Source organism: Elizabethkingia miricola (assembly GCF_001675285.1).
Lineage (GTDB): Bacteria > Bacteroidota > Bacteroidia > Flavobacteriales > Weeksellaceae > Elizabethkingia > Elizabethkingia miricola.
The window spans coordinates 71,028-93,045 of the sequence record NZ_LSGQ01000005.1; the positions used below are offsets into that span (position 1 = coordinate 71,028).

General features: G+C 34.8%; 26 protein-coding genes and 1 pseudogene. 13 read left to right on the forward strand and 14 right to left on the reverse strand.

Translation table 11 applies throughout. The features are described 5' to 3' along the window. The first annotated feature begins 28 nt into the window (after nt 1-28). Nucleotides 29-2,257: a hypothetical protein gene (locus tag ATE49_RS07375; protein WP_260255861.1), complete on the forward strand. Its 2,229-nt coding sequence runs from the start codon at nt 29-31 to the stop codon at nt 2,255-2,257. Between the two features lies 1 nt (nt 2,258). Continuing rightward, a complete protein-coding gene (locus tag ATE49_RS07380) occupies nt 2,259-2,705 on the forward strand; it encodes a hypothetical protein (RefSeq protein WP_065081652.1) in 447 nt (148 codons plus the stop codon). Between the two features lie 35 nt (nt 2,706-2,740). On the opposite strand, the pseudogene ATE49_RS20545 reads toward ATE49_RS07380, so the two are convergent. Next, nucleotides 2,741-2,842, reverse strand: a pseudogene (locus tag ATE49_RS20545) (PspC family transcriptional regulator); the annotation flags it as partial. Nucleotides 2,843-2,915: 73 nt separating this feature from the next. Between ATE49_RS20545 and ATE49_RS07385 the strand changes: the two are divergent. The 10 genes from ATE49_RS07385 to ATE49_RS07430 all read left to right on the forward strand — a co-directional run bounded on the left by ATE49_RS07385 (nt 2,916) and on the right by ATE49_RS07430 (nt 8,834). Further along, nucleotides 2,916-3,923 (forward strand): hypothetical protein, encoded by a 1,008-nt coding sequence (locus ATE49_RS07385; protein ID WP_143349669.1) that lies wholly within the window; start codon nt 2,916-2,918, stop codon nt 3,921-3,923. Nucleotides 3,924-3,927: 4 nt separating this feature from the next. Next, entirely contained in the window at nt 3,928-4,257 is a 330-nt protein-coding gene (locus ATE49_RS07390; RefSeq protein ID WP_052114757.1) for a hypothetical protein, read from the forward strand. A 303-nt stretch (nt 4,258-4,560) separates the two neighbouring features. Next, on the forward strand, nt 4,561-4,989 hold the full coding sequence (locus ATE49_RS07395; RefSeq protein WP_090346973.1) for a hypothetical protein: 429 nt from the start codon (nt 4,561-4,563) through the stop codon (nt 4,987-4,989). Between the two features lie 180 nt (nt 4,990-5,169). Then, nucleotides 5,170-5,391, forward strand: coding sequence for a hypothetical protein (locus tag ATE49_RS07400; protein ID WP_065081655.1), 222 nt, complete (start codon nt 5,170-5,172; stop codon nt 5,389-5,391). 2 nt (nt 5,392-5,393) lie between these two features. Continuing rightward, nucleotides 5,394-5,651, forward strand: a complete 258-nt coding sequence (locus tag ATE49_RS07405; protein WP_065081656.1) for a hypothetical protein — start codon at nt 5,394-5,396, stop codon at nt 5,649-5,651. 191 nt (nt 5,652-5,842) lie between these two features. Continuing rightward, entirely contained in the window at nt 5,843-6,466 is a 624-nt protein-coding gene (locus tag ATE49_RS07410) for a hypothetical protein (RefSeq protein WP_143349668.1), read from the forward strand. Between the two features lie 5 nt (nt 6,467-6,471). Next, nucleotides 6,472-6,786, forward strand: a complete 315-nt coding sequence (locus ATE49_RS07415; protein ID WP_065081658.1) for a toxin-antitoxin system YwqK family antitoxin — start codon at nt 6,472-6,474, stop codon at nt 6,784-6,786. An 84-nt stretch (nt 6,787-6,870) separates the two neighbouring features. Continuing rightward, a complete protein-coding gene (locus tag ATE49_RS07420) occupies nt 6,871-7,452 on the forward strand; it encodes an endonuclease V (protein ID WP_311316257.1) in 582 nt (193 codons plus the stop codon). Nucleotides 7,453-7,500: 48 nt separating this feature from the next. Then, nucleotides 7,501-7,965, forward strand: a complete 465-nt coding sequence (locus ATE49_RS07425) for a hypothetical protein (RefSeq protein ID WP_065081659.1) — start codon at nt 7,501-7,503, stop codon at nt 7,963-7,965. Between the two features lie 284 nt (nt 7,966-8,249). Further along, on the forward strand, nt 8,250-8,834 hold the full coding sequence (locus ATE49_RS07430) for a hypothetical protein (protein ID WP_065081660.1): 585 nt from the start codon (nt 8,250-8,252) through the stop codon (nt 8,832-8,834). Nucleotides 8,835-8,845: 11 nt separating this feature from the next. Here the strand turns inward: ATE49_RS07430 and ATE49_RS07435 are convergent, their stop codons facing one another. The 13 genes from ATE49_RS07435 to ATE49_RS07495 form a co-directional block, all read right to left on the reverse strand. Beyond that, nucleotides 8,846-9,067 carry a PspC family transcriptional regulator gene (locus ATE49_RS07435; protein WP_021347045.1) on the reverse strand — a complete coding sequence of 74 codons (222 nt, stop codon included), beginning with the start codon at nt 9,065-9,067 and terminating at the stop codon, nt 8,846-8,848. After that, complete coding sequence (locus tag ATE49_RS07440) at nt 9,045-10,313, reverse strand: DUF2851 family protein (protein WP_065081661.1); 1,269 nt, start codon at nt 10,311-10,313, stop codon at nt 9,045-9,047. Before ATE49_RS07440 ends, ATE49_RS07435 begins: the two co-directional genes overlap by 23 nt. 96 nt (nt 10,314-10,409) lie before the next feature. Further along, nucleotides 10,410-11,336: an MBL fold metallo-hydrolase gene (locus ATE49_RS07445; protein ID WP_065081662.1), complete on the reverse strand. Its 927-nt coding sequence runs from the start codon at nt 11,334-11,336 to the stop codon at nt 10,410-10,412. A 17-nt stretch (nt 11,337-11,353) separates the two neighbouring features. After that, nucleotides 11,354-12,484 carry an N-acetyl-alpha-D-glucosaminyl L-malate synthase BshA gene (gene bshA / locus ATE49_RS07450; RefSeq protein ID WP_034870681.1) on the reverse strand — a complete coding sequence of 377 codons (1,131 nt, stop codon included), beginning with the start codon at nt 12,482-12,484 and terminating at the stop codon, nt 11,354-11,356. Between the two features lie 18 nt (nt 12,485-12,502). Next, on the reverse strand, nt 12,503-14,191 hold the full coding sequence (locus tag ATE49_RS07455) for a glycoside hydrolase family 3 protein (protein WP_065081663.1): 1,689 nt from the start codon (nt 14,189-14,191) through the stop codon (nt 12,503-12,505). A 52-nt stretch (nt 14,192-14,243) separates the two neighbouring features. Beyond that, nucleotides 14,244-14,837: a GTP cyclohydrolase II gene (gene ribA, locus ATE49_RS07460; RefSeq protein ID WP_034870683.1), complete on the reverse strand. Its 594-nt coding sequence runs from the start codon at nt 14,835-14,837 to the stop codon at nt 14,244-14,246. A gap of 6 nt (nt 14,838-14,843) precedes the next feature. Then, entirely contained in the window at nt 14,844-15,314 is a 471-nt protein-coding gene (locus tag ATE49_RS07465; protein ID WP_009089115.1) for a hypothetical protein, read from the reverse strand. After that, nucleotides 15,307-15,924 carry a DUF4254 domain-containing protein gene (locus ATE49_RS07470; protein ID WP_059156481.1) on the reverse strand — a complete coding sequence of 206 codons (618 nt, stop codon included), beginning with the start codon at nt 15,922-15,924 and terminating at the stop codon, nt 15,307-15,309. The genes ATE49_RS07465 and ATE49_RS07470 overlap by 8 nt, the downstream gene beginning before the upstream one ends. Before the next feature lie 3 nt (nt 15,925-15,927). Continuing rightward, nucleotides 15,928-16,122: a twin-arginine translocase TatA/TatE family subunit gene (locus ATE49_RS07475; protein ID WP_009089111.1), complete on the reverse strand. Its 195-nt coding sequence runs from the start codon at nt 16,120-16,122 to the stop codon at nt 15,928-15,930. Between the two features lie 37 nt (nt 16,123-16,159). Beyond that, nucleotides 16,160-17,713: a murein hydrolase activator EnvC family protein gene (locus ATE49_RS07480; protein ID WP_059156480.1), complete on the reverse strand. Its 1,554-nt coding sequence runs from the start codon at nt 17,711-17,713 to the stop codon at nt 16,160-16,162. After that, nucleotides 17,710-18,513, reverse strand: coding sequence for a DUF4292 domain-containing protein (locus ATE49_RS07485; RefSeq protein WP_065081664.1), 804 nt, complete (start codon nt 18,511-18,513; stop codon nt 17,710-17,712). Before ATE49_RS07485 ends, ATE49_RS07480 begins: the two co-directional genes overlap by 4 nt. Before the next feature lie 75 nt (nt 18,514-18,588). After that, nucleotides 18,589-19,029: a dUTP diphosphatase gene (gene dut / locus ATE49_RS07490; RefSeq protein ID WP_065081665.1), complete on the reverse strand. Its 441-nt coding sequence runs from the start codon at nt 19,027-19,029 to the stop codon at nt 18,589-18,591. Between the two features lie 2 nt (nt 19,030-19,031). Then, entirely contained in the window at nt 19,032-20,459 is a 1,428-nt protein-coding gene (locus ATE49_RS07495) for an oligosaccharide flippase family protein (protein WP_065081666.1), read from the reverse strand. Between the two features lie 178 nt (nt 20,460-20,637). Between ATE49_RS07495 and ATE49_RS07500 the strand changes: the two genes are divergently transcribed. Continuing rightward, entirely contained in the window at nt 20,638-21,972 is a 1,335-nt protein-coding gene (locus ATE49_RS07500; protein ID WP_065081667.1) for a dihydroorotase, read from the forward strand. The last annotated feature ends 46 nt before the right edge of the window (nt 21,973-22,018 follow it).

Here is a 22,018-nt window from a genome sequence, read left to right on the forward strand (position 1 = left end):
TTTTTTATTAACATCAAAAAACTGAAAAATGAATTATAAAGAATATTTAGAGGACTTTGACGAGAATAGTAAAAAAATACTACTGTCTTCTTTAGATGAAATTATTCCTGTTCAAAAATTACAGCAAAGGGATTATGGAAATCTTCGGGATGTTATGGTTGACAAGGTGAGACTTGGGGAAACGATCCGCGGCATGCAAAACGTAAGCCCGTTGGCAGAAATGAAGTTTTTCAATCAAACCGCAGACCAAATTTTCAGTAAGTATTTTCCAGATGGGAATGATGAAAGGAAAGGGAATACCAATATAATAGAAGATATTGGCATTACCATAAAAAATGGATACAAATTCAGCTCGTATAACTATTACTTTGACAATAATCATAACGGAATATATGGTGATCAGGGAGATACGATGGCTTTTCGTTTGCTGCTTTTCGTCTCGGATGATGGTAATAAAGTGAAAGAATGCTACGAAGTGGTAAAGCCTGCCGATGATGAAGTGATCCTGTTTTTGGAAAGTGATAAGGATACCTTTAGCCGGGATGCCCTCTATGGAAGAATGTCGGATAAGATCCGGAAACAGTTTACCGATAAAAACGGAAACCTGAAAAGTAACCTGTTTGACAATGAGATTATGAAGAGCGTACGAATGCATGCCGACATCAACCAGGAGGTTATAGCAGAGCTGATGAAAAACGGGTATATTGAGGATGAAATCATTACCAAAGGTTTTTTCATATTTCTGAGATATGTAATGATGGGCGTTTCAGCACCTGCAAAAGCATTAGGTTGGGTAATGAACAAAATTGGCGATGGGATAGATTTCTTAAAAATACCGGATAAGTTCTGGGATACAGAAAGCGAAGGTTATTATTTCCAGAAAGATACGCTAATTGAGAATCTCAGCATTCCTACAAATAAGCTCAATACACTCAAGAACCTGTTTACAGACAAGAAAGGCTTTAACCTTGCCGATATAACGCCACAATTGGTGGATGATATTATCCTTAAACAAATAGGGATAATAGAAGCATTCATTGGGAATTATAACAGCTATGTGAAAACGAAGATAGAAGGTGTTTTCAAAGACATAGAAAATCCGCATACCCAGCAGCAAACCGGGGACCTTGCAGAAAGAATTGCATTTGTCTGTGGCCTTTGGAACGGATTGGTAGATTTTGTATCCTCTATTTTTAAATTCCTGAGCAGTTTACTGGAAGCGCCTTTTGATGTCAGTAAAGATTTCCAGTATACATTAGAGCTGGTCGATAACTTTTTAGCATTACTAAACGATAAAAACTTATGGGAAAATATAGAAAACGCCGCTTCCGAAGCTGTGAAGAACATAATAGCCTATCTTAAAGAAAAAAATGCAGAGGATGTCAATTGGGTAAGGGTTTATTATATTACAGGATTTACCATATCCTTTATCGGCACCTTCTTTATTCCGATAGCCGATGTTGCGAAAATTTCAGAAGTGGGAAAAGTCGGTGAGATTTTAGTAAAAATAAATGAAGAGATTGGTAAAACTATTTCCCAATCTGCTAAATTTGTCAAGATTCAAACTGCTGAAGCTTACCAAAAAGCAGGTAAGGCTTTACAGGAGTTGCTGGAAATGTTTGCCAAGGGTGGCAGGAAACTACAGGATTTTGTAGAGAAACTTTGGAAAGAGATTGCAGAATGGTTATTGAAGAATAAGGAATTATTAAAATCAGCATATGATATTGCTGTTTTAGAAGGGTGGAAATTGTTATCCAATTTTTTTAAAACAGAAAAAATAATTAATGCTACAAATGGCGTAGAAATCATTTGCTTTAGTTTTAACAAGGCTTTAGTTCCAATAGATAAGATACTGATGTATGCCCGTGGAAGAGTACGAGGCTATGAAAATCTATCTAAGCTAGAAAAAGATTTTGTCGAACTCAAAAAATTAAAACAAACTCAAAGAAAAGTATTTGATAGTAATCCTGAGAATAATTTGAAATTAAAAAACATTCAGAAAGATATCGAAAATATTAACAAGTCGATAAATAATAAGAAAGGTCTTGAAAAAGCAGGATACTTTGATGATATTAATGGAAATAAAAAAGTCTTTGACTATGTTTTGGCAATAGCAAATAAAAATGCATCAAATATAAAACAGGGAGAATGGCTTATAGTTCCAATGAGAGGGCCAAAGGGTAATGTCACCACAATGACTCAATGGCAAAAATTAAGTAATGGAAAGTTATACTTAAAAACAATTAAAATATTTTAATATGGAAAATAAATATAGTAAATATACTGATGACATTTTAATTCAAATGATGGAGAACGGTCTTGATTTAGATGAAAATATGTTTGAAGTCTTAACAGAATTGGGAATTAGAAAGCATCCTAAAACAAAAGATTATTGTATAAGGTCATTATATCGTGATTTGGGATATGATGAATATTTTGTTTCCTCTGCTTTTTCAACACTTTATTCAATTGATGAAAACGAAGCTATTCTTTTTGCTAAAAATAATTATGAAAAATTTCATGGAAATGCATTAAAAACACTATTGTCAGAATTGTGGATAGATTCAAAAATATATAAAGAAAATCCAAAGAAAGTAGAGCTTGTCAAGTTGCTTAAACAATATTTAGTTACACTTCCAAAAGAGCAAATTATAGGTATTCAAGACGATTATAGTGAATTTATGAATGCGTATAAAAATATTTAAATCTAAAGCAGTCAAAGAGACTGCTTTTTTATTATCTACAAATCAAAAACACTAGGTCTTCGGGTAATAAACATATCTTTTATCCACAAAGTAAATGCAAGACCTAAATAGATAAGGAAGAATACACCCGATAGCGCGGATTTGTAATCCGTGCTTTATATATATCTGATGCTGTCGGATCTGGAAGGTCTGGAAGGAATATTAGACAAAATGAAAGAATACTTTGGAAATATTTCCCGTTATACTGTAGCTTTTTATGTGGGAGTAGTTGTCTTTGAAGTATTGATTAATATTCTTCTTCTCGTCTTCACAGAAGGGTCGGGAAATGTAGTAAAGGGAGCGACCTATATACAAAAAATAGGAAGCATGCTTAAAATTTTGGCAAGAGAAACTGTATCTGTGGTTACAATGGGAGTAACAGATTTACTGGCCTTTCTTACCAAATTTATTATTAGATTTGGAAAAGCATGCGCTAAAGGATTTAGGGGATTTTTGAAGTGGATAGAAGAACTCCTTACAGGGACCAAAAATGGAGCTAAAGTTGATGATTTAATAGGGGAAGTGTTTGAAATTGAAGGAGTTGTTGTTAAAGTAAAGAAAATAAATGCTTATTCTATTAGTGAATTAATAAAAATTCTTGAAAAATCGAATATACATAAATTTTATAATTATTCGGATTTTAGACTAATAACAGGAAAAGGACAAAGACTAGATATGACCTTACAGGATTTAGCAGGTTTCATAAAAACAGGAAATATTAAAGAAATAAGAACTGGGGAACTTCTAAATCAAATGGACAATTATATAAAAATTGTCCTTAAAAGAGGTTACCCTTTTGGTTTTAAAAGTTTGAAAGATTTTGAGAAATTTTATGAAGAAATTAGAAAAATAGTAATTTCAAAATTAGAAATTGAAAATTTTGAAATAATTATTCAGGGATCTTTAGTAAGAAAAATAAATCCAAAGGATATAGATGTGGGAATTTTAGTATCAGAAGATGTTTTTAATAAATTGATTAAAAGAGCATTTGGTAATCCATTGGAGGGAACTGCTAAGCATAGAGGAATGTTACATGCTTTAGAAGTTGGAAAAATAACGTCAAGTTATGCAAAGCTAAGTAAAGATAGAAGATTACTTGAAAAGATTTTTGGTGAAATAGATCTTTCTGTAATCTTAGAAAAAGGGATTTTTGACATAAAACCAAATTTAAAAAAATAAAAATATGAAAGATTGTTTAATTTATACAAATATAGAAGAAAATTCAAAATTATTTTCCCATGAAATACAAGATATAGTTAGTGAAAATGGGGAAACATTTTTGGAAAAAAACAGCGACTTTGATTTAAAAAAATCTAAAAATTTCCCTGATGGTTTCTTATATTTTAGAAGTATTTTGGAAATAAGTATTAAAGACGATTCAGATGAAATACTTATTATTAATAGTATTTTAAATCTTTTATGGAACAATAATATTTCAGCAATAGCATCTTGTGACTTTGAAGATAAACTAATACATAAAGGAGGATATAAAAATCAATCTATCCCCTTTTAATTATAAAATACAGTTATAATACCACTTTTGAAGAATAGTAAAAAGTGGTTTTTCTTTATTTAATCCATTAATTTTACCAAAGATGTGTTGGCAAAAGCCGTTGAGTTTTTTTCATTACTTACCCAATAACGTGGATTTGTAATCCGTGTTTTTTCATACCGTAAAATTATTATTTTAGCTCTGCCTGAAACTACTCGGGATTGGATAGAACGCTAGACATTGAAATTGTTTTATTGGATAATAGGATGAAGTCACAAATTAAAAATCCGTAAAATGGAGAGATTGAACAATATAATATAAGTAATGAAAAGAATTATCATTAGTTTAATAGTGTTTATGAGTATTGGCTGCTCGGAGTACAAAGAAAAAAAAGATACTCAGAGCACTATTGCAGATAACCAAAGTAAGAATATACAGAATGACGTTTCATGTCAAGTGAAAATTATTAGTGAAGGTCTCATTGAGATTATACTCGTAAACATATCGCAAAAAGAGACTTCTTTTAAATTTCCTGCTCTTTTTTTGCAAACTGGAAACGATGCTTCAGATACTAAAGATCAATTTGTTGACGAGTTTGTAATTAGTTGCAATAAAATAAAAGGTGCATCTATTAATGGAAATAAAATTATGATGGATAAAAACTGTACAGTATTTTTAAAAGAAAAGGAACAGTTAGAATGTTATTATAAAAATTCCGGTGCAAAAACGTGGGAAATATTATTTAACTCTTGAAAATAGTCCAAAGATTGAAAATAGAATATTTTACAGGTCAAATCCTTGTAGAAAAAGAGTTTGAAACAATTGAAGAACTCTTAAAATTTGTAAGGCAAGTTTTCCCGATAGAGGATTAATCCAATATTTCTAATAAAACCACTTTTATGTTCTTAAAAGTGGTTTTCCTTTTGGAAGGGCTTGAGCAAAGGATTTAAAGGTTTTATCAAATGGATAAAAGATCTTCTTACAGAGGTTAAAATGGTTCTAAAGCTGATTGAGGACGCTTCACTTTTACCATATGAAGCGGAGGTTTTGTTTAAATCGAATGTTACTTTTGTAGTGGAAAGTGTAAATAAGGGAGTAAGACATCTTTTGGATAAAAATAGAAGAGTAACAGAAATAATAATAAAAGAAAAATAATAATGACTAAGAAAGAAGAATTGCAAAAATTGCAAAAAAGAATGGCAGAAGTAAAGCCAATTGTATCCAAAAGTTTTTCAACAGATAAAGAATTGGACGATTACAAGAAAAAAAATCAAAAGATTTTTAATGAATATTATGAATTATTTGAACAAATCCCACGGTTAGAATATGAATTAAAGACTCCGGAAGAAAAAAAGGAGTATGATGAATATTTAAGAAAACTAAAATTAAAATCAGAGGGCAAACCTTTAATCTAAAAATAACGAGGCCACAGAAATGTGGTCTTTTTTGTTTCTCAAAAGGTTGTCTTCATTAAGGATTAAAAACTGCTGAAGCTTACCAAAAAGCCGGCAAGGCTTTACAGGAATTGCTGGAAATGTTTGCCAAGGGTGGCAAGAAACTACAGGATTTTGTAGAGAAACTCTGGAAAGAGATTGCAGAATGGTTATTGAAGAATAAGTATAAGGAGCTAGAAAAATATGGTAGAGCGCTTTTAGAAAGAACTGCAAAAACCTATGCGAAAAAATATCCTGATGGAAAACTTTATAAAATTCTGCAAGCAAAAGAAGCTTATAAACTGTATGGAAACCTTGGCAAAAAACTGGTACAGGAAGTAGATATTGCTTTTGAAAATATCGTAAAATTAAAAGGCTATAAACAGCAAAAGATGGTAAGTGGTATGCTTTATAAAGGAGATAAAACTCAAAAAGTATTTACTGCGGTCAATTTTACAAAAAATGAAATAAAATCAGGAAAATTAACTGAGTTTATTGAAAGTATGCATCCTGTTTTAAAGAAAAGGTATGAATTGCATTTGAATGAAATAACAAAAGGATTAAAGGCAACTTCTGAAATGATAGAAAGAGCGGGTATAGCTGCTTCGCATGGTGAAATAAGAGCAGTGAATGAGTTATTGTATTATTTGGAAAATACTGGTTTGAAAGTAACGGATGATATTTTCAAGGATATAATGGGATATAACCGATATTTAGTAAAAGAAGGTTCACAGCCACCTTGTGTACATTGTTTTTATTTGACAGATGGTGTGCAATATTTAAAACTATTAAAATAAAAAATATGAAAACATTAAGAGTGAAAGAAGAAGAGTTGGAATTTATCGACATAGACGGAGGAGGGACTCCAATTTATCATTATCAAGGGAAACCATTCACGGGAATGTTGTTAGAATATTACGATAATATTCTTTACAGAGAAATTGAATATATTAATGGTTACGAAGATGGTGTAGAAAGAGTCTTTTATGAAAATGGTAAAGTAAAAAATGAGTTTCAGTCAAAAGACAATAAACTTAATGGTATTTGTAAGGATTGGGATGAAGAAGGCAATCTTATCTCTACAACAGAATGGAAAGATGGAGTAAAAATCAAATAATTATTAAGCAGTCAGAGATGGCTGCTTTTTTCTTTTATTTTTGTCATACTACAAAATTCAACATCTTACTAAGAGAATAAAAATATGCCGGAACGTCTGGATACTTACACGAAAAAGATGAAAAAAACTAAAGAAGTGGAGATAATTATGAATTTATTAAAAGAAAAAATATTAGCTATAGATGTTCATTATAAAGAGAACTATGCTAAAACTGTTGGTGTATTATTTCGTTGGGATAGTGAATCCCCAATAGACATAAAATCGGTTAATATACCTGAAGTTGAAGAATATATTCCAGGACAGTTCTACAAAAGGGAATTGCCCTGTATTTTAAAATTATTAGAACAGATAGACGTAAAAACGTTAGATATAATAATAGTTGATGGCCATGTATATATAAATAATGAGCGGGAATTTGGTTTGGGCGGACATTTATATGAATCACTAAGAGAGACAATTCCTATAATAGGTGTTGCAAAAAAATCATTTTATAATACAGAAGAAGTTACACTACCTCTATATAGAGGAAAAAGTAAGAATCCTTTATTCATATCTTCTATTGGAATTAATACAGCTATTGCGATGAAAAAAGTAGAACAGATGAAAGGAAAATATAGAATACCAGATATTTTGAAAATCTTGGATACAAAAACGAAAGAGAACTAATTATGAAAAATAATGCAGCAATTAAAAATGAAATAAACTTTAAAAATTATGGATATAAAATATATGGAGCAGGTAGAAGACAATCCTGTATTAAAAGGGTTTAGGAACGAACCTATGACAATAACAGAAATTAGCAAATTAGAGTCTAAATTCAATCAGGGGAAAGAGTTTCCCAAGGCATTTAGGGAGTTCTTATTTTTGGCAGGGAATTTTAATTGCTACCATTTTGACGATTTGGGGGAAGGATTAGATCAACTGCAACAATATGCTAAGGAAGAATTAGAAATGGCGGGACAAAAAATCGATAGACCATTCTTTGTATTTACTCAATTGACTGGGTGTGAATATTTTGTATTTATTTATTTAGATGAAAACGAAGAGAATCCTAAAACTTATGTTTGCTCTCCCTATTATAAATCATCAAATGAAGAATTTATTAAATATAATGGATATAAATTTTCGGAGCTAGTTAACGAAAGTATAAGGAGAATTAAGAATAATATTTCTGCTTAGATTTAACCGCTTCGTATGAAGCGGTTTTTCTTTATTTTGAATCTTTAATTTTACAAAAATCTTTTAACAAGAGCCGTTGATTTTTTTTCATTACTTACCCAATAGTGCGGATTTGTAGTCCGTATTTTTTCATACCGTAAAATTATTATTTTAGCTCTGCATGAAACGATTCGGGATTAGAGAGTATGTTGGACATTGAAGTTGTTTTCGTAGAATAGGATGAAACCAAGGATTGCAAATCCGTAACATTGAGGCAGTGGTAAAGGAAAATGAAAAAATAGAAAATGAAAAAGTTCTTATTAATATTTTTAGGCGCTATTATTTTATTCTTAGCTTTTGGCTTTGTTGTATTTGATGCTTACAAGTCATCTATTTTAGTGAAGTTAAAACTACAAGATAGTCAGATTGAAAAAATATGGAATTCATTGTACCAGAAAAGTTCATCTCGTATTTTGACAATAGAAAACCTCGCAAATAACTCAAATTGTGATAAAGTTATCATTGATGGCATTATTGACAAAAATAAAACTAGTAGGAGTCTAAACCAGGTAGATGAATTATGGAATTTGGAATACGAAGTCAATAAGGCTTATTTAAATTTAGAGAAGTGTATTGAAGATCAACCCGATAGTAAAATTAAATTAAACCCTTTAAAGCTAAATGCAGAAGAATTAAATAAAATTGTTGATGAGTACAATTCTAATGTTTTAGATTTTAATAAATATTATTCAACCTTTCCAAACTTTGTGTTTGGTAGCAAAGAAGGAATTAGAAGGAAAAAGTTTTTTTATCTGAGATACGGAGAAAATAATGAAGATTATTATAATCAAAAAAAGAAAACAGATAAATGGATTGAAACGGGGGAATGAAACTTGATTATCTACAAATCAAAAACACTAGGTCTTCGGGTAATAAACATATCTTTTATCCACAAGGTAAATGCAAGGCCTAAATAGATAAGGAAGAATACGCCAGCTGTTGCAAAAGTAGAGTAGATAAAGAATACGCGGAGTTTGGACACAGGAATTCCCAGTTTGGCTCCCATACGGGTTAATACTCCAAACCATTGTCTTTCCATTTTATGTCTTATGTTGCTCAGCATTTTTCAGAATTTGAAATCCGATAGCGCAATTTAAGCATTTTTTTGCTTTACAGAAAGTTTTGTACTGATAGAGGAATGCCTGAGTCTGCAGGCTGTTCTGAAATTCTACACCCAATTTCTCCCATTGTTTTATAATATGGTTCTTCTCCGGAGGAATATTTCGGTAAGAATCTATAATATGTCTGACTTTAGATTCCGAGTTTAACTGTTGGAAAAAGTATTGAAGAGGCAGAATACAATTGATAAACAGTAAGTTGATAAATTCAGGGCTTAGTTTCTTTACAAAACTGATCTGAGCACTTTTCCCAAAACCAAAATGGTCCGTCCAGTATTCAGATGCAGAAAGAGAAGAAAGCAGAGTCCGGATATTCTGATAATCGGGAGTCTGTATTAGTATTGAAAATAAATTTTGCTGTTCCGCATATAGATTGGCCAGTTGCGAAAGTCTTATTGTAGGAAAATTAGCTGGCCGAAGGCGCGAAAACTTTGGAGAAAAACGAACGTTTAATAATGTAAACTTGGATTGTAGAAATCTGAATTCACGATTCCACAATTCCATTGTGCTATCTACAGGTTCTTCCAGCCAGCCGCACATTCCGTATAATAAGGCCTCCAATTGGGTTTTGTTCTGTCGAATCTTATTAATAATACCGAAATCTATAGCATAAGCCATCTGATGAAAGATACCGGCATTTACCTTTAACCCGAAAACATAAGCCAGTTGTTGAAAAAGCAAAGCTTCGAAATTGTTTTTATTTTGCTCCAGTATTCTGTTGTAGATAATAGTTTTAGCTTCCAGCTTTTGCAGGAGAACTTTTTCCTCATGTTTTGCAGGAATTTTCGAAGGTGTAAAAAGATGCTCACAGGGAATAAAGCTTTTCTCGGAGTAATTATCGAGAGGGGATTCATCAATGTAATCCTTTAGTATAAGCGTTGGTACATTTTTGTCCCGAAGTTCACTAATATCCATGTCATCTGTATAAACGACATGGAGAATTACATTGTTGTAAGCAATATCTCCGGAATGCCGGTGAAAATGCCAGTCTGAAGATTTTACATGGATCTCTATGCTGCCTGCGAGAGTTGTCCTGCCAATTTTAATTTTCGCAAATAGAAAATCCGGACCGGCATTCATGTTCCATTCACCAAAATCAAGGATTTCAATGCTTTCGCCGTCGGATGTATGGAAATTGGTATTACTGAATTTTTTGTAATACCAAATATGCTGTAAATATTTTTCATTCATTTTCAGTGTTTTATGAAAATGAATATACGTAAAATAAAATGAGTAAGTTTAATTTAATTAAAAGAGAGATTTTTGGGCGGAATATATTGTCTCTTTTTAATACTGCCTGCCTTCTTCAGCAATATTAAATCCTTTATCTCTTACTTTTCCCTGAATAGCTTTATCCCATAATATTCGGTTAGAATGATTAAAGTGGATAAAATGAATTTTCTTCTTTACTGCTGCAGGTTCTTTCTGAAATAAATCTTCTGTTTCTGTTATAAGCGGGTGTGGAACTTCCGAAACTGGTCTGTTGCCCATTTCATTCTGATCATAGAAAGTGGCATCCAAAAATGCAAAATCAACATTCTTTACTTCCTCAATAATGCTTTTATTCCACTTACTCCATTTATCGATATCTGGAATAAACAGGAAACGCTTTTTAGGTGTTAGCATCCTAAAACCTGCTGTTTCAGAATATTCATCCCGATGAGGTACGGTAAAAGCCTTTACTGTCAAAGAGTTGCCAATGCTTACTTCCTGATCGGCAGTTAAAGGAATAATCTCTATATTTTTCAGACTGACCAGCTGGCTCCATGGACCATTGTTTTCCAGAAAGCTTTTTAGTTTAGGCAATACATATACCTTGAGCTGCTTCGTATTTATGACCTCTTTGCCGAATTCCATCAATCCGGTATAGTGTCCGATATGCGCATGCGTAATAAATACACCCTCAGGCAAATAAGGGTATTCTTTATGTCTTTGCGAGAAGTCGTGTAATTGCTGCCTGATATCTGGTGTAGCATCGAAGAGCCACCATTTTTTCTGAACAGGATCTACCAAAGCCAGAGAAGACACATTCCTTCTTAATTCAGGATGCTCCCATGCCAGGTTACATCCCTCTTTATTACATCCCATATGCGGAAAGCCTCCGTCCTGTGCAACGCCCAATACTTCTATATATGCATCTGTATTTTGTGCATTGTATAACTGCGACCAGAAGCTGGCAGTTAACAGGCAAAGGGCAGAAAGAATATGCTTCATTGTGCTTCGTGTTTTTTTTAAGTTACTTTTATTAAAGCTTCTTTATATAATTCTTCATACAATGGAAGAATGTTAGCAATATCAAATTTTAAAGCATTATCCTTGGCATTAATTTTCATTTTTGCCAGAAGGGTTTCATCGGAAAATAATTTTTTAGTGTATTCCACCATGGCATCTACATCGCCAACGTCTGCAATAAATCCGGTTACTCCGTGTTTGTTTACTTCCGGTATTCCACCCGCATTACTACTGATTACCGGAGTTCCGGCTGCCATTGCTTCCAGAGCGGCAAGACCGAAGCTTTCCTGTTGTGACGGAAGCATAAATACATCCGCATAAGCCAGAATCTGATAAAGATCATTTACTTTACCCATTAATCTGATTTTGGAAATCAGCTCCGGATTGTTTTCAAGGAAGGTATTGATACGCTCCATTTCCGGACCTTCCCCGATAATAATAAGACGTGTAGGGATTTCTTCCTGTACTCTTTTAAAGGTTTCCAGGACATCCTGAATACGCTTAACCTCACGAAGGTTAGAAACGTGAATCATAATACGCTCATTGTCCTCTGCAAACTGAGATCTGCAACAGTTATTGAACGTTGTAAAAATCTCGTTGTCTATAAAGTTAGGAATTACCTGAATCTCCTTCTTGATATCGAAGTTGATGTAAGTATCCTTCATCAGGCTTTCTGATACAGAAGTTACAACGTCCGATTTGTTGATGGAAAATTCAACTGCCTTTTTATAGCTTGGATGCTGACCCACTAATGTAATATCGGTTCCGTGAAGTGTTGTGATAAGTGGTGTTTCTATACCGTCGTCCTTTAGCATTTGCTTGGCCATATAAGCTGCATAAGCATAAGGAATGGCATAATGGGCGTGAATAAGATCCAGTTTATATATTTTCACTACATGGTAAATGGTAGAAGAAAGAGCAATATCATAAGGCTGATATTTGAATAAAGGATAAATTTCTACATTTACTTTATGGAAATATATATTAGGCTTGGTCATATCCAGCCGCGCCGGCATACTGGAACTCATGAAGTGTACCTCATAACCTTTGTCGGCCAATAACATGCCGAGCTCTGTTGCAACAATCCCGCTTCCTCCGTAAGTGGGATAGCAAAGAATACCTATTTTCATTTTTCTATTCTCGTTTTTTTAAAGATCCTGTCCGTCTCCGTATTTCAGTTGATTGTTAATCAATACAGGAAGGCGTCCGTTTATTTTGGTTTGTCCTGTTAAAGCCTTAGCTGCGGCTTTTTGGGAATATTCATTGTTCTCGTATGAAACCAGTACTGTAGGAATATTTTGTATATCTACATCCATTAATGCATATGGACTTCCAAAGACATCTAATATTACTTTTGTATTTCCGGACAGCTTGTTTAAAACTGCTTTGCTGGCTGCAGAAATTTTGTAAGGTTTATAAGCTGTGGAATTGTCTTTGTGGAAACCTACTATAACCTTTGCACCGGAAGGAATACTGCTGATTTCGCTTGCCTTCTTTACAATAAAATTGATATTATTCCCCAATTCGCTGGCAAAAGTATTGTAAGACGCTTCTTCCAGAGGTACATAGTAGACTGTTTCATTCTTTTGCAGAGGCAAAAGCTTCTGATCGTTTTTCAGTAAAGTCAGCGCATTGGCATATAGCTTTTCTGAAAGCTGGGCATGACTCTCGTTGTTGAGGTCACTGTTAATATTATTAGTGCTTATTTTCTTGAAATTTGGAAGGCCTAAATAGTATTTGGTCAGTAGTATTTTCTTTACACTCTCTTCTATGCGGGATTGCGGTATTTCACCGTTATCGATAGCCTGCTGAATTAGTTTTTTTCCTTCGGATACGCCCTGCGAAAAAAGCATAATGTCATTTCCGGCAGCAAAAGCTTTTTTATCCAGTTCTCCGGCTTTATACCTGCTTGCTACAGCACCCATATTCAGAGCATCTGTAATAATAAGTCCTTTGTAACCGAATTTTTTCTTTAAAAGATCCGTAATAATAGAGTAGGAGACAGATGCCGGAACCCCAGATTTAGATTCCAGAGCAGGTACATATAAATGTGCGACCATGACACCACCCACATTTTTATCCATTAAGGCTTTAAAAGGAGCCAATTCGGTATTGTTTAATCTGTTGATATTGTGTTTTACAACCGGAAGATCCAGGTGGGAATCTTTGTCGGTATCTCCGTGTCCCGGAAAATGCTTAATCGCTGCTAAAACTCCGTTGTCCTGAAGCCCGTTGCTGTAGGCTAGTCCTTTGCGGATAACATTTTGTACATCCGAACCGAAAGAACGATTGCCTATAATAGGGTTAGAAGGGTTGGTATTAACATCTACAACCGGAGCAAAATCCCAGTTTACACCCATTCTTTTAGCATCGCTGGCAATTTTAGAAGCCATTTCATATACCAGTTTGTCATCCTGAATAGCACCTAATGTAATCGCCCAAGGAAATTTGTGTGCTGCAGCAATCCTTTGGTATAATCCCCATTCCGCATCCATTCCTATAAGAAGCGGAACTCGTGAGGATTCCTGAAACTCATTAACAAGATCTATTTCCTGAGCCGCATTATCCTGCATCAGGATAATACCCCCAATCTTTTCTTTATTAACCAGCTGGCGGACAAAATTGATGTGATTCTGGTCCTTGTTAGTATATAAAGCAGTTATAAATAGCTGTCCCAGTTTTTCATCCTGACTTAGAGAATTGTATGTTTTGTCAACCCACTGACGGGCTTTTTCCAGTTCCTGCTTATTGATATTTTTAGGCTGATATTGTGCAGAATATTCCGGAGATAGAAAAACGGATATCGTAAGTAAGGTATAAAAAAAGAATTTGTTCATATAACGTGAGTATATGAACAAATTTACAATATTTTATGCTAAAAAAAACGGATTACTTTTGCTCGTCCAGATAATGGCCAAAGTAAGTTTTCTTCACGTTGAGGTAGTCTTTGCTTTCTTGTGTAGCCTCCATTTGTAAAGGGATTCTGTCTACAAGTTTTATATCGCTTTCCTCCACCGCTTTTATCTTAAGAGGATTGTTGGTAATCAGATTGATAGATTTTATACCCAGAAGATCCAAGATCTCGATAGCAACACTAAAATCTCTGTCATCAGCCGGAAGTCCAAGCTGCAGATTGGCCTGTACTGTATCCAGACCTTTCTCCTGAAGAGCATAAGCTTTTAGCTTGTTGATAATACCTATATTACGACCTTCCTGACGAAGATAGATAATTACGCCACCGTGCTCATTCGTGTATCGCATTGCAGCATCTAACTGCTGCCCGCATTCACACTTCCTGGAGTGGAAAACTTCTCCCGTAATACACTCAGAATGGAATCTTACGTTTACGGTTTGGCTAAGGTCTGTATTGTTGGCTACGATTGCCATGTGAGGCATCCAGTCATTTTCGTTTTCAGCAAAAGCAATCATCCGGAATTGTCCGTATTCTGTAGGGACATTAGATTCCGCCTGTATTTTGATCATCTTGAATTACTTAAGGTATTCTAAAGAATTGATATTGGCTTTTATTCTCGTCAGATAACGGTCGATAAGCTCAATATCATCACGATTCATATATTTTTTTAGCGTCTGAAGGGTCTTATAAGAAGTAGCATAATCACGATAGGCCAATCTTTTCTGTTTAGAATTTCCTTCCGTGGTACCATAGATATAAGACTGAACAGCAGCCTTTAGTTTTTTAACTTCAGCATTTACTGCTGAGTTTTTAAATTTAGGAAATACCGTGATAAGATTAGATAAATCCGACACGTACTTTACCTTTTCAATACTGATTTCAGTTGAAGCTGCTTTGCTTTCGACATAGTGATTGTCGAAATTAGAAACTAAAGAACTGGGCATTTGGTCCTTATTCGAACGGGATACGTAGTTAAGTGTCTCAACAGAACATGAAACACTTAGTAAACCGATAAGTATAAAAAGACCAATGTTTTTTTTAGCCATTTTGCTGTTTTTTCTGATATAAGATCGGGTTCAAACTCTCATCATTATACATTTTCATCTGTTTGTAAGTTTTCATTTTAACCGATCCGCTACTTATATCAGTAAGCAACTGTTCTATGGCTGAAGATAAATCTATATGCTGTTCTTGTAGTACAGCTAGTTTTGCAGCGCATTTTTCGCGATGCTCCACGCTTGCAGTTTCTCTGTTAGCCTCCTGGTCCATGTGATAGATTTTCAATGCTAAAATTGATAACCTGTCAACGGCCCATGCTGGAGTTTCTGTATTCAGTTTTGCATCTGCTTTTGCCGGAACATCTTTATATTTTTCAAAAAAATAACTGTCTATGTATTCCACAAGATCAGTTCTTTTCTGATTAGAGGCATCTATTCTTCTTTTTATAAGAAGAGCTTCATCTGGAGAAATATTTTCATCGCGGATAATGTCTTCAAGATGCCACTGAACGGTATCGATCCAATTCTTTGAATACAAAAGCCGTTCCAAACTTCCTTCTGAGAATGGATTTTGCTCGGGTGCATCTACGTGATCCTGAATATGATACTGGATAATAGACTGATTGAAAATATCCCAGGCTGTTTTTGTCAGGGACATATCTTATGCTTGTTTGTTATCCTGGTTTTCAGGTTTTTTATCCTCTTCTTTTACCGCGTCTTTAAATTCTTTAATACCAGATCCCATACCACGCATTAATTCAGGGATTTTTTTACCTCCGAATAACAATAGAAGGATTACCAGTACAATAAGAACATGGGTAATAGATAGCTGTAATATGATTGCTAAATTGTTCATTTTTGGATTATTTATTTCTGCAAAGATACAATATAATTTAGTTCGAAATCCATCCAAGTGGATCAACCGGAGAGTTTCCGTTCCAGATCTGGAATTCAAGGGTATAAGTGCCATCCAGATCCAGTCCTACCTGTCCGATTGGAGTACCTGTAGAAACCTGTTGGTTCTGAGATACAGATACTGAACTTAGGTTGGAGTAGATCGTAAAGTAAGAACCGTGTCTTACCATTACGGTTTTGGAACCTCCGACATATAATATTTTGGTTACAACTCCAGGGAATACAGATTTTGCAACTGAACCTGCAGGTACAGATATCTTAATTCCGGAGTTTTCTTCCTGAATATTTTTGAATACAGGGTGAGGCTGGCGTCCGAATCGGTGTGTGATCTGTCCTCTTACAGGGAATGGCATATTACCTCTGTTATCTGCAAAATTAGATCCTGAGGTAGTAGTTGCACCATAATCTTTCATCACTTTATCTTCTGCTGCTTTCTTAGCATCATTATTTGATTTTGCCAGTCTTGCTTCTGCATCTCTTGCTGCTGCAGCTCTGTCCTCAGCAGCCTTAGCTCTTGCTGCTGCCTCGCGGGATTCTTTCTCAGCTGCTAATTTTTTAGCTGTTGCTCTTTCATTAGCCTCAGTTTTTGCCGCTTCATCAGCACGTCTTTTCTCGTCCGCTGCCTTTTTCGCTGCTAATTCAGCCGCTCTTCTTGCCTCAGCTTCAGCTGCCTTTCTTTCTCTTTCCAAAGCTTCAGCTTTAGCACGGTTTTCAGCTTCAATACGAGCTTTTTCTTTTTCGGCTGCAATTCGGGCTAAACGGCGTCTCTCTTCTTCCGCTTTTCTTTCAGCTTCGGCTTTAGCCTTAGCAATACGGATTTCTTCATTGATAATTCTTCTGATCTCACCTTCAAGCTTCTTAGATTCTACCTGTTTCTGGCGGATTTCAGCTGCAATTTTAGACTCATTTTGTTTAAACTCGGCTAAAAGAACTTCTTTTTGCTCTCTCTCAACATTAATCGTTTTAAGCTCCTTCTGCTGATTCAGCATCAGAATCTCTTTATCTTTTTTAGATTTTTCACGTAATGAGACAGTTGATTTTACCTGATTGGTTTTATCTGTAATTTCAGCTGCTTTTTTATCCTGAAAATCTGAATATTGTTTTAAATACTGAATTCTTCTAAGGGCTTCTCCTAAGTTTTTAGAAGAAAGAATAAAGGTTACCTTATTTTGGACACCCTTGTTTTTATAGGCTTTTACCAGGATGTCAGCATAGTTTTTTCTAAGAACACCTAATTCCCGGTTGTATTTGTTTATTTCCAGCTGACGTCTGTAAATGTCATCTTCTATGAAGCGCTTCTCCTTTTGGGTATTGGTGTACAGTTTTTCTCGTAAACCAATTTTCTGGTTCAGGTTCTGCAAATAAGCAACGGAAAGGCGGGATTCTTTTTGCGACTTTGCCAGATCAGCATTTAGAGTGGCAATTTGCTTTTTAAGATCAGCATTCTGTTGTTGGAGTTTTTCTTTTTGCTGCCCGAAAGCACCTAAGCTTATGATGGAAAATAGGAGAAAGTATAGCTTCTTTTGTGTCATTTAATCTCTTTCTTTGTATAGTTAGACGGCACAGAATACGGTGTATCCATCCTGGAAAAATCAAAGGTCGTATTTTCGATCAAAATTTGATCGGTTTTTTTATTTTTTATAATTATTTTAACATTCTTAGGGAAGTTTTCATTGTTGGCACTTACCCAGTCAGAATAATTAATCTCCAGCTGATTATCAGATTTGGCATCATTGATCTGTACCTTGTTTAGTCTGAATCCGGAATCATAATCTATACTTACATTATAAGAAGAAATTTTCCCGTCTACGGTAACCTCCTGCGGTTTTACTGACTTCAGATTATAACCCTGTGCGTTTGGAGTAAGGGTGAAATCTTTATTGTTTATAGGAACAAAAGTTCTCCCTGTTAGTAAGTTTTGGAGAGCCTGGTAATTGATAAAGTTTACACCCAAAAGATTGTTCAGATAGGTGAAGTCGGAATCAATATAGGTTCTGTTTATTTTTTCATAACCTTTAATACCTTCCGGAGTTGCTACTCCACGGGCACCTGTTAATCCTAAAAGAGCTGTAATGTTCGCCCATACTTTCTTGTTGTTTTCAATATAAAAAACAGCATTAAGCTGTGGAATGAATTTTCCATTTTCTATATTGATTTTACTGGAGATTTTTACAGCATCAAAAGCCGATGGCTGCTGGATGTGTGAAAAGAAAGAAGCATTGTCTTTTACAGACTCATGCGTGTTTTTAGGTGCAGTTTCTTTTGCGATATTTCTGGATGCACAAGAGGCCAGGGATGCTGCTACAAGAATATACAGAATTGGATTTTTCATGTTGAAGGTTTTAAAATTACCGGCGAAAATCAGACCAAAAAAATTAAGAATGTTAAAATATGCTAAACCAGAAAACTAGTTTTTAGCAACACCAGAACTTCCGAATCCTCCGACTCCACGCTCCGTCTCTTCAAGGCTTTCTACAGGGATCCATTCTGCTGTTTCATGCTTAGCAATTACCAACTGGGCAATACGGTCTCCGTCATTGATTGTAAATTCATCTTTAGATAAATTAGCCAGAATAACGCCAACTTCTCCACGGTAATCAGCATCAATTGTTCCCGGAGAGTTCAGGCAAGTAACCCCGTTTTTAAAAGCCAGTCCGCTTCTCGGTCTTACTTGAGCTTCATAACCTACCGGAAGTTCAATGAACAATCCTGTTGGGATAATTCTTCTTTCCAATGACTGTAGAGTAATAGGAGCTTCGATATTGGCATAAAGGTCCATTCCTGCTGATTGTGCGGTTTGATATTTTGGTAAATCGTGTTTAGATTTATTAATTACTTTTATTTTCATGTCTATGACTTTTTTATTTTTGAAAGGATCATTTTTTTCTCACTATAGAGTAAAATTCCGGCGAAAATTATAAATAAAAGGTTGCTTAACCAAAAATTATAATTGAAAACTTTTACTATTATAATACTGAACGCTCCCAGTAGAAACAGGAAGAAGCTCATTTTTTTTATTCTGTAAGGAATTGGGTAATACTTCTGACCTAAGAAATAAGAGAGAAGCATCATGACAAAATAAGCGGCAAATGTAACCCAGGCAGAGCCTATCATACTTCCCATATATTTTAGCACTACAATGTTGAATACAATATTGATAATAGCTCCTGTCCATGAGATAATAGTTCCCATCTGTGTGCGGTCTGTAACTTTGTACCATGTGGAAAAGTTATAGTAAATACCGAAGCAAAGATTGGCGATAACAATAATCGGAATAATGTCTATAGCAATCCAGTAGGTTTTGCTTGGGATAAAAATACTTTTCAGCCACGATATGTTAGCGATGATTCCCATAGCCACAGTAGCCGCAAAGAATGTGAAATATTCGGTAACATTTGCATAGGTTTTTTTAGCATCGCCTTTATCCATTTGTTTGAAGAAGAAAGGCTCAATCCCCATTCTGTATGCTGTAACGAAAAGTGTCATCAGTACGGCCAGTTTATAGCATCCTCCATAGGCACCGGCTTCATCTTTTGAAATGAATCTGATTTGAATGGATTTATCAAAATTTTCATTAACCATAAATGCCAGTCCTGCCAACATTAAAGGCCATGAATATTTTATCATTCTGTAAAACAGACTAGTAACGAATTGGAGACGTACTTTTGTTACAATAGGGAGTAATAATGCAAATCCTAAAATACTTGCTGCAAGATTACTGAAGAATGGATAATCCACAGGTTGATCCAATCCTATATTTCTTGAAAATGCTTCCGGAATCCAGAAGAATAAAGCTGCTGTAAAAATAGCCTGAAAGACAGACTGGACGATTCTGACAGCTGAATATTTTATAGGCATGTTATTGTAGCGGAGCCATGCAAATGGAATAACACAAAGGTTGTCGAAAAATGCAATTAAAGCAAACCATTTGATGTATTCCGGATTGTTATGATATCCCAGAGCATCGGCAATGGGTTGATTGAAAAGATAACAAAGTCCAAGAAATACGGTGGAGGTGAGGAATAAAAACCAGAACGAAGTATTGAAGGTTTTTTTCTCATTGTCCTTTTCTGCTGAAAATCTGAAATATGCCGTTTCAAACCCAAAAGAGAGTATGATATTCACAAAAGATATTAAAGCATAAAGGTTTGTGAATATAGCAAAGTCATCATTCTGAATTTTGTAGATCAGAATCGGATTTAGGATAAATAGTATAATTCTTGGTGCTATAGCACCTATTCCATAAATGACAGTTTGCCCTAAAAGTTTCTTGTACAAAGCTCAAAAATTTCCGCAAAGATAAAAATAGATTTTGATTTCTTATTTTTAGGATGAAGCCTTACATTTGTTGTGATCTAAAAAAAGTAAAAATGAAACAAACCTCCGCTGCGGTTTTCCTGTAGAAAGACTAAAGTGTTGGTAAGTTTTATCTGATAATTAAATAAATTACAACCAGATGAAAGTCCTGATAAAAAATGCCAGAATCGTCAATGAAAATCAAATTATTGAAAGCGACCTGCTAATTGAAAATGATATTATTTCCAAAATCTCAGTGAATATTCCGGAAGCAGAAGCGGAACGAGTAATAGATGCTGAAGGAAAATATTTGCTGCCAGGTATTATTGATGATCAGGTGCATTTCAGAGAACCGGGACTAACGCATAAAGGAAATATTGAGTCCGAAAGCCGCGCAGCTGTTGCCGGAGGGATTACCAGTTTCATAGATCAGCCGAATACGGTACCGAATGCCATTACGCAGGAATTACTGGAAGATAAATATAAAATTGCTGCAGAGAAAGCCTATGCCAACTATGGCTTTATGATGGGAGGAACTAATGATAATCTGGAGGAGCTTCTGAAAACGAATCCTAGAAATGTTCCGGGAATAAAATTATTTTTAGGCTCTTCTACAGGGAATATGCTGGTTGATAATCCTGAAACACTGGAGAATATTTTCAGCAATACTCAAATGCTAATTGCTGTACATTGCGAGGATGAAGCTACAATTAGAGCAAATACCCAAAAATATGTAGATGAGTATGGTGATGATATCCCGATGAAATTCCATCACCTGATTCGTAGTGAGGAGGCGTGTTATAAATCCTCATCCAAGGCTATTGAGTTGGCGAAAAAGACCGGAGCGAGACTGCATATTTTCCATTTATCAACAGCGAAAGAGACAGAATTATTCAGAAATGATATTCCGTTGAAAGATAAAAAAATTACAGCAGAAGTATGTGTACATCATCTTACTTTTACCAATGATGATTATGAAACAAAAGGCTCTCTGATCAAATGGAATCCGGCTGTAAAAACGCAGAAGGATAAAGATGGATTATGGGAAGCTTTGCTGGATGACCGTATAGATGTAATTGCTACGGACCATGCACCGCATACATTCGAAGAAAAGCAGAATGTGTATACAAAATGTCCGTCTGGCGGACCTTTAGTACAGCACTCATTAGTAGTAATGCTGGAGAATTATCATAACGGAAAAATCTCTTTGGAAAAAATTGTAGAAAAGATGTGTCATAATCCTGCCATACTCTTTAAAGTAGAAAAACGTGGTTATGTGAAAGAGGGTTACAAAGCCGACTTGGTATTGGTGGATTTGGAAGAAAGTTGGACAGTAGCTAAAGACAATCTTTTGTATCAATGTGGATGGAGCCCTTTGGAGGGCGCGAACTTCCACTCGAAAGTTACCCACACTTTTGTAAACGGGCAATTAGCTTTTGAAAACGGGAAAGTTACAGAAGGTAAGTTTGGTGAAAGATTGCTTTTTGAAGCATAAAAAAATATTGATTAGTAAATAAGCATGGCCGGAAATTTTTTCCGGC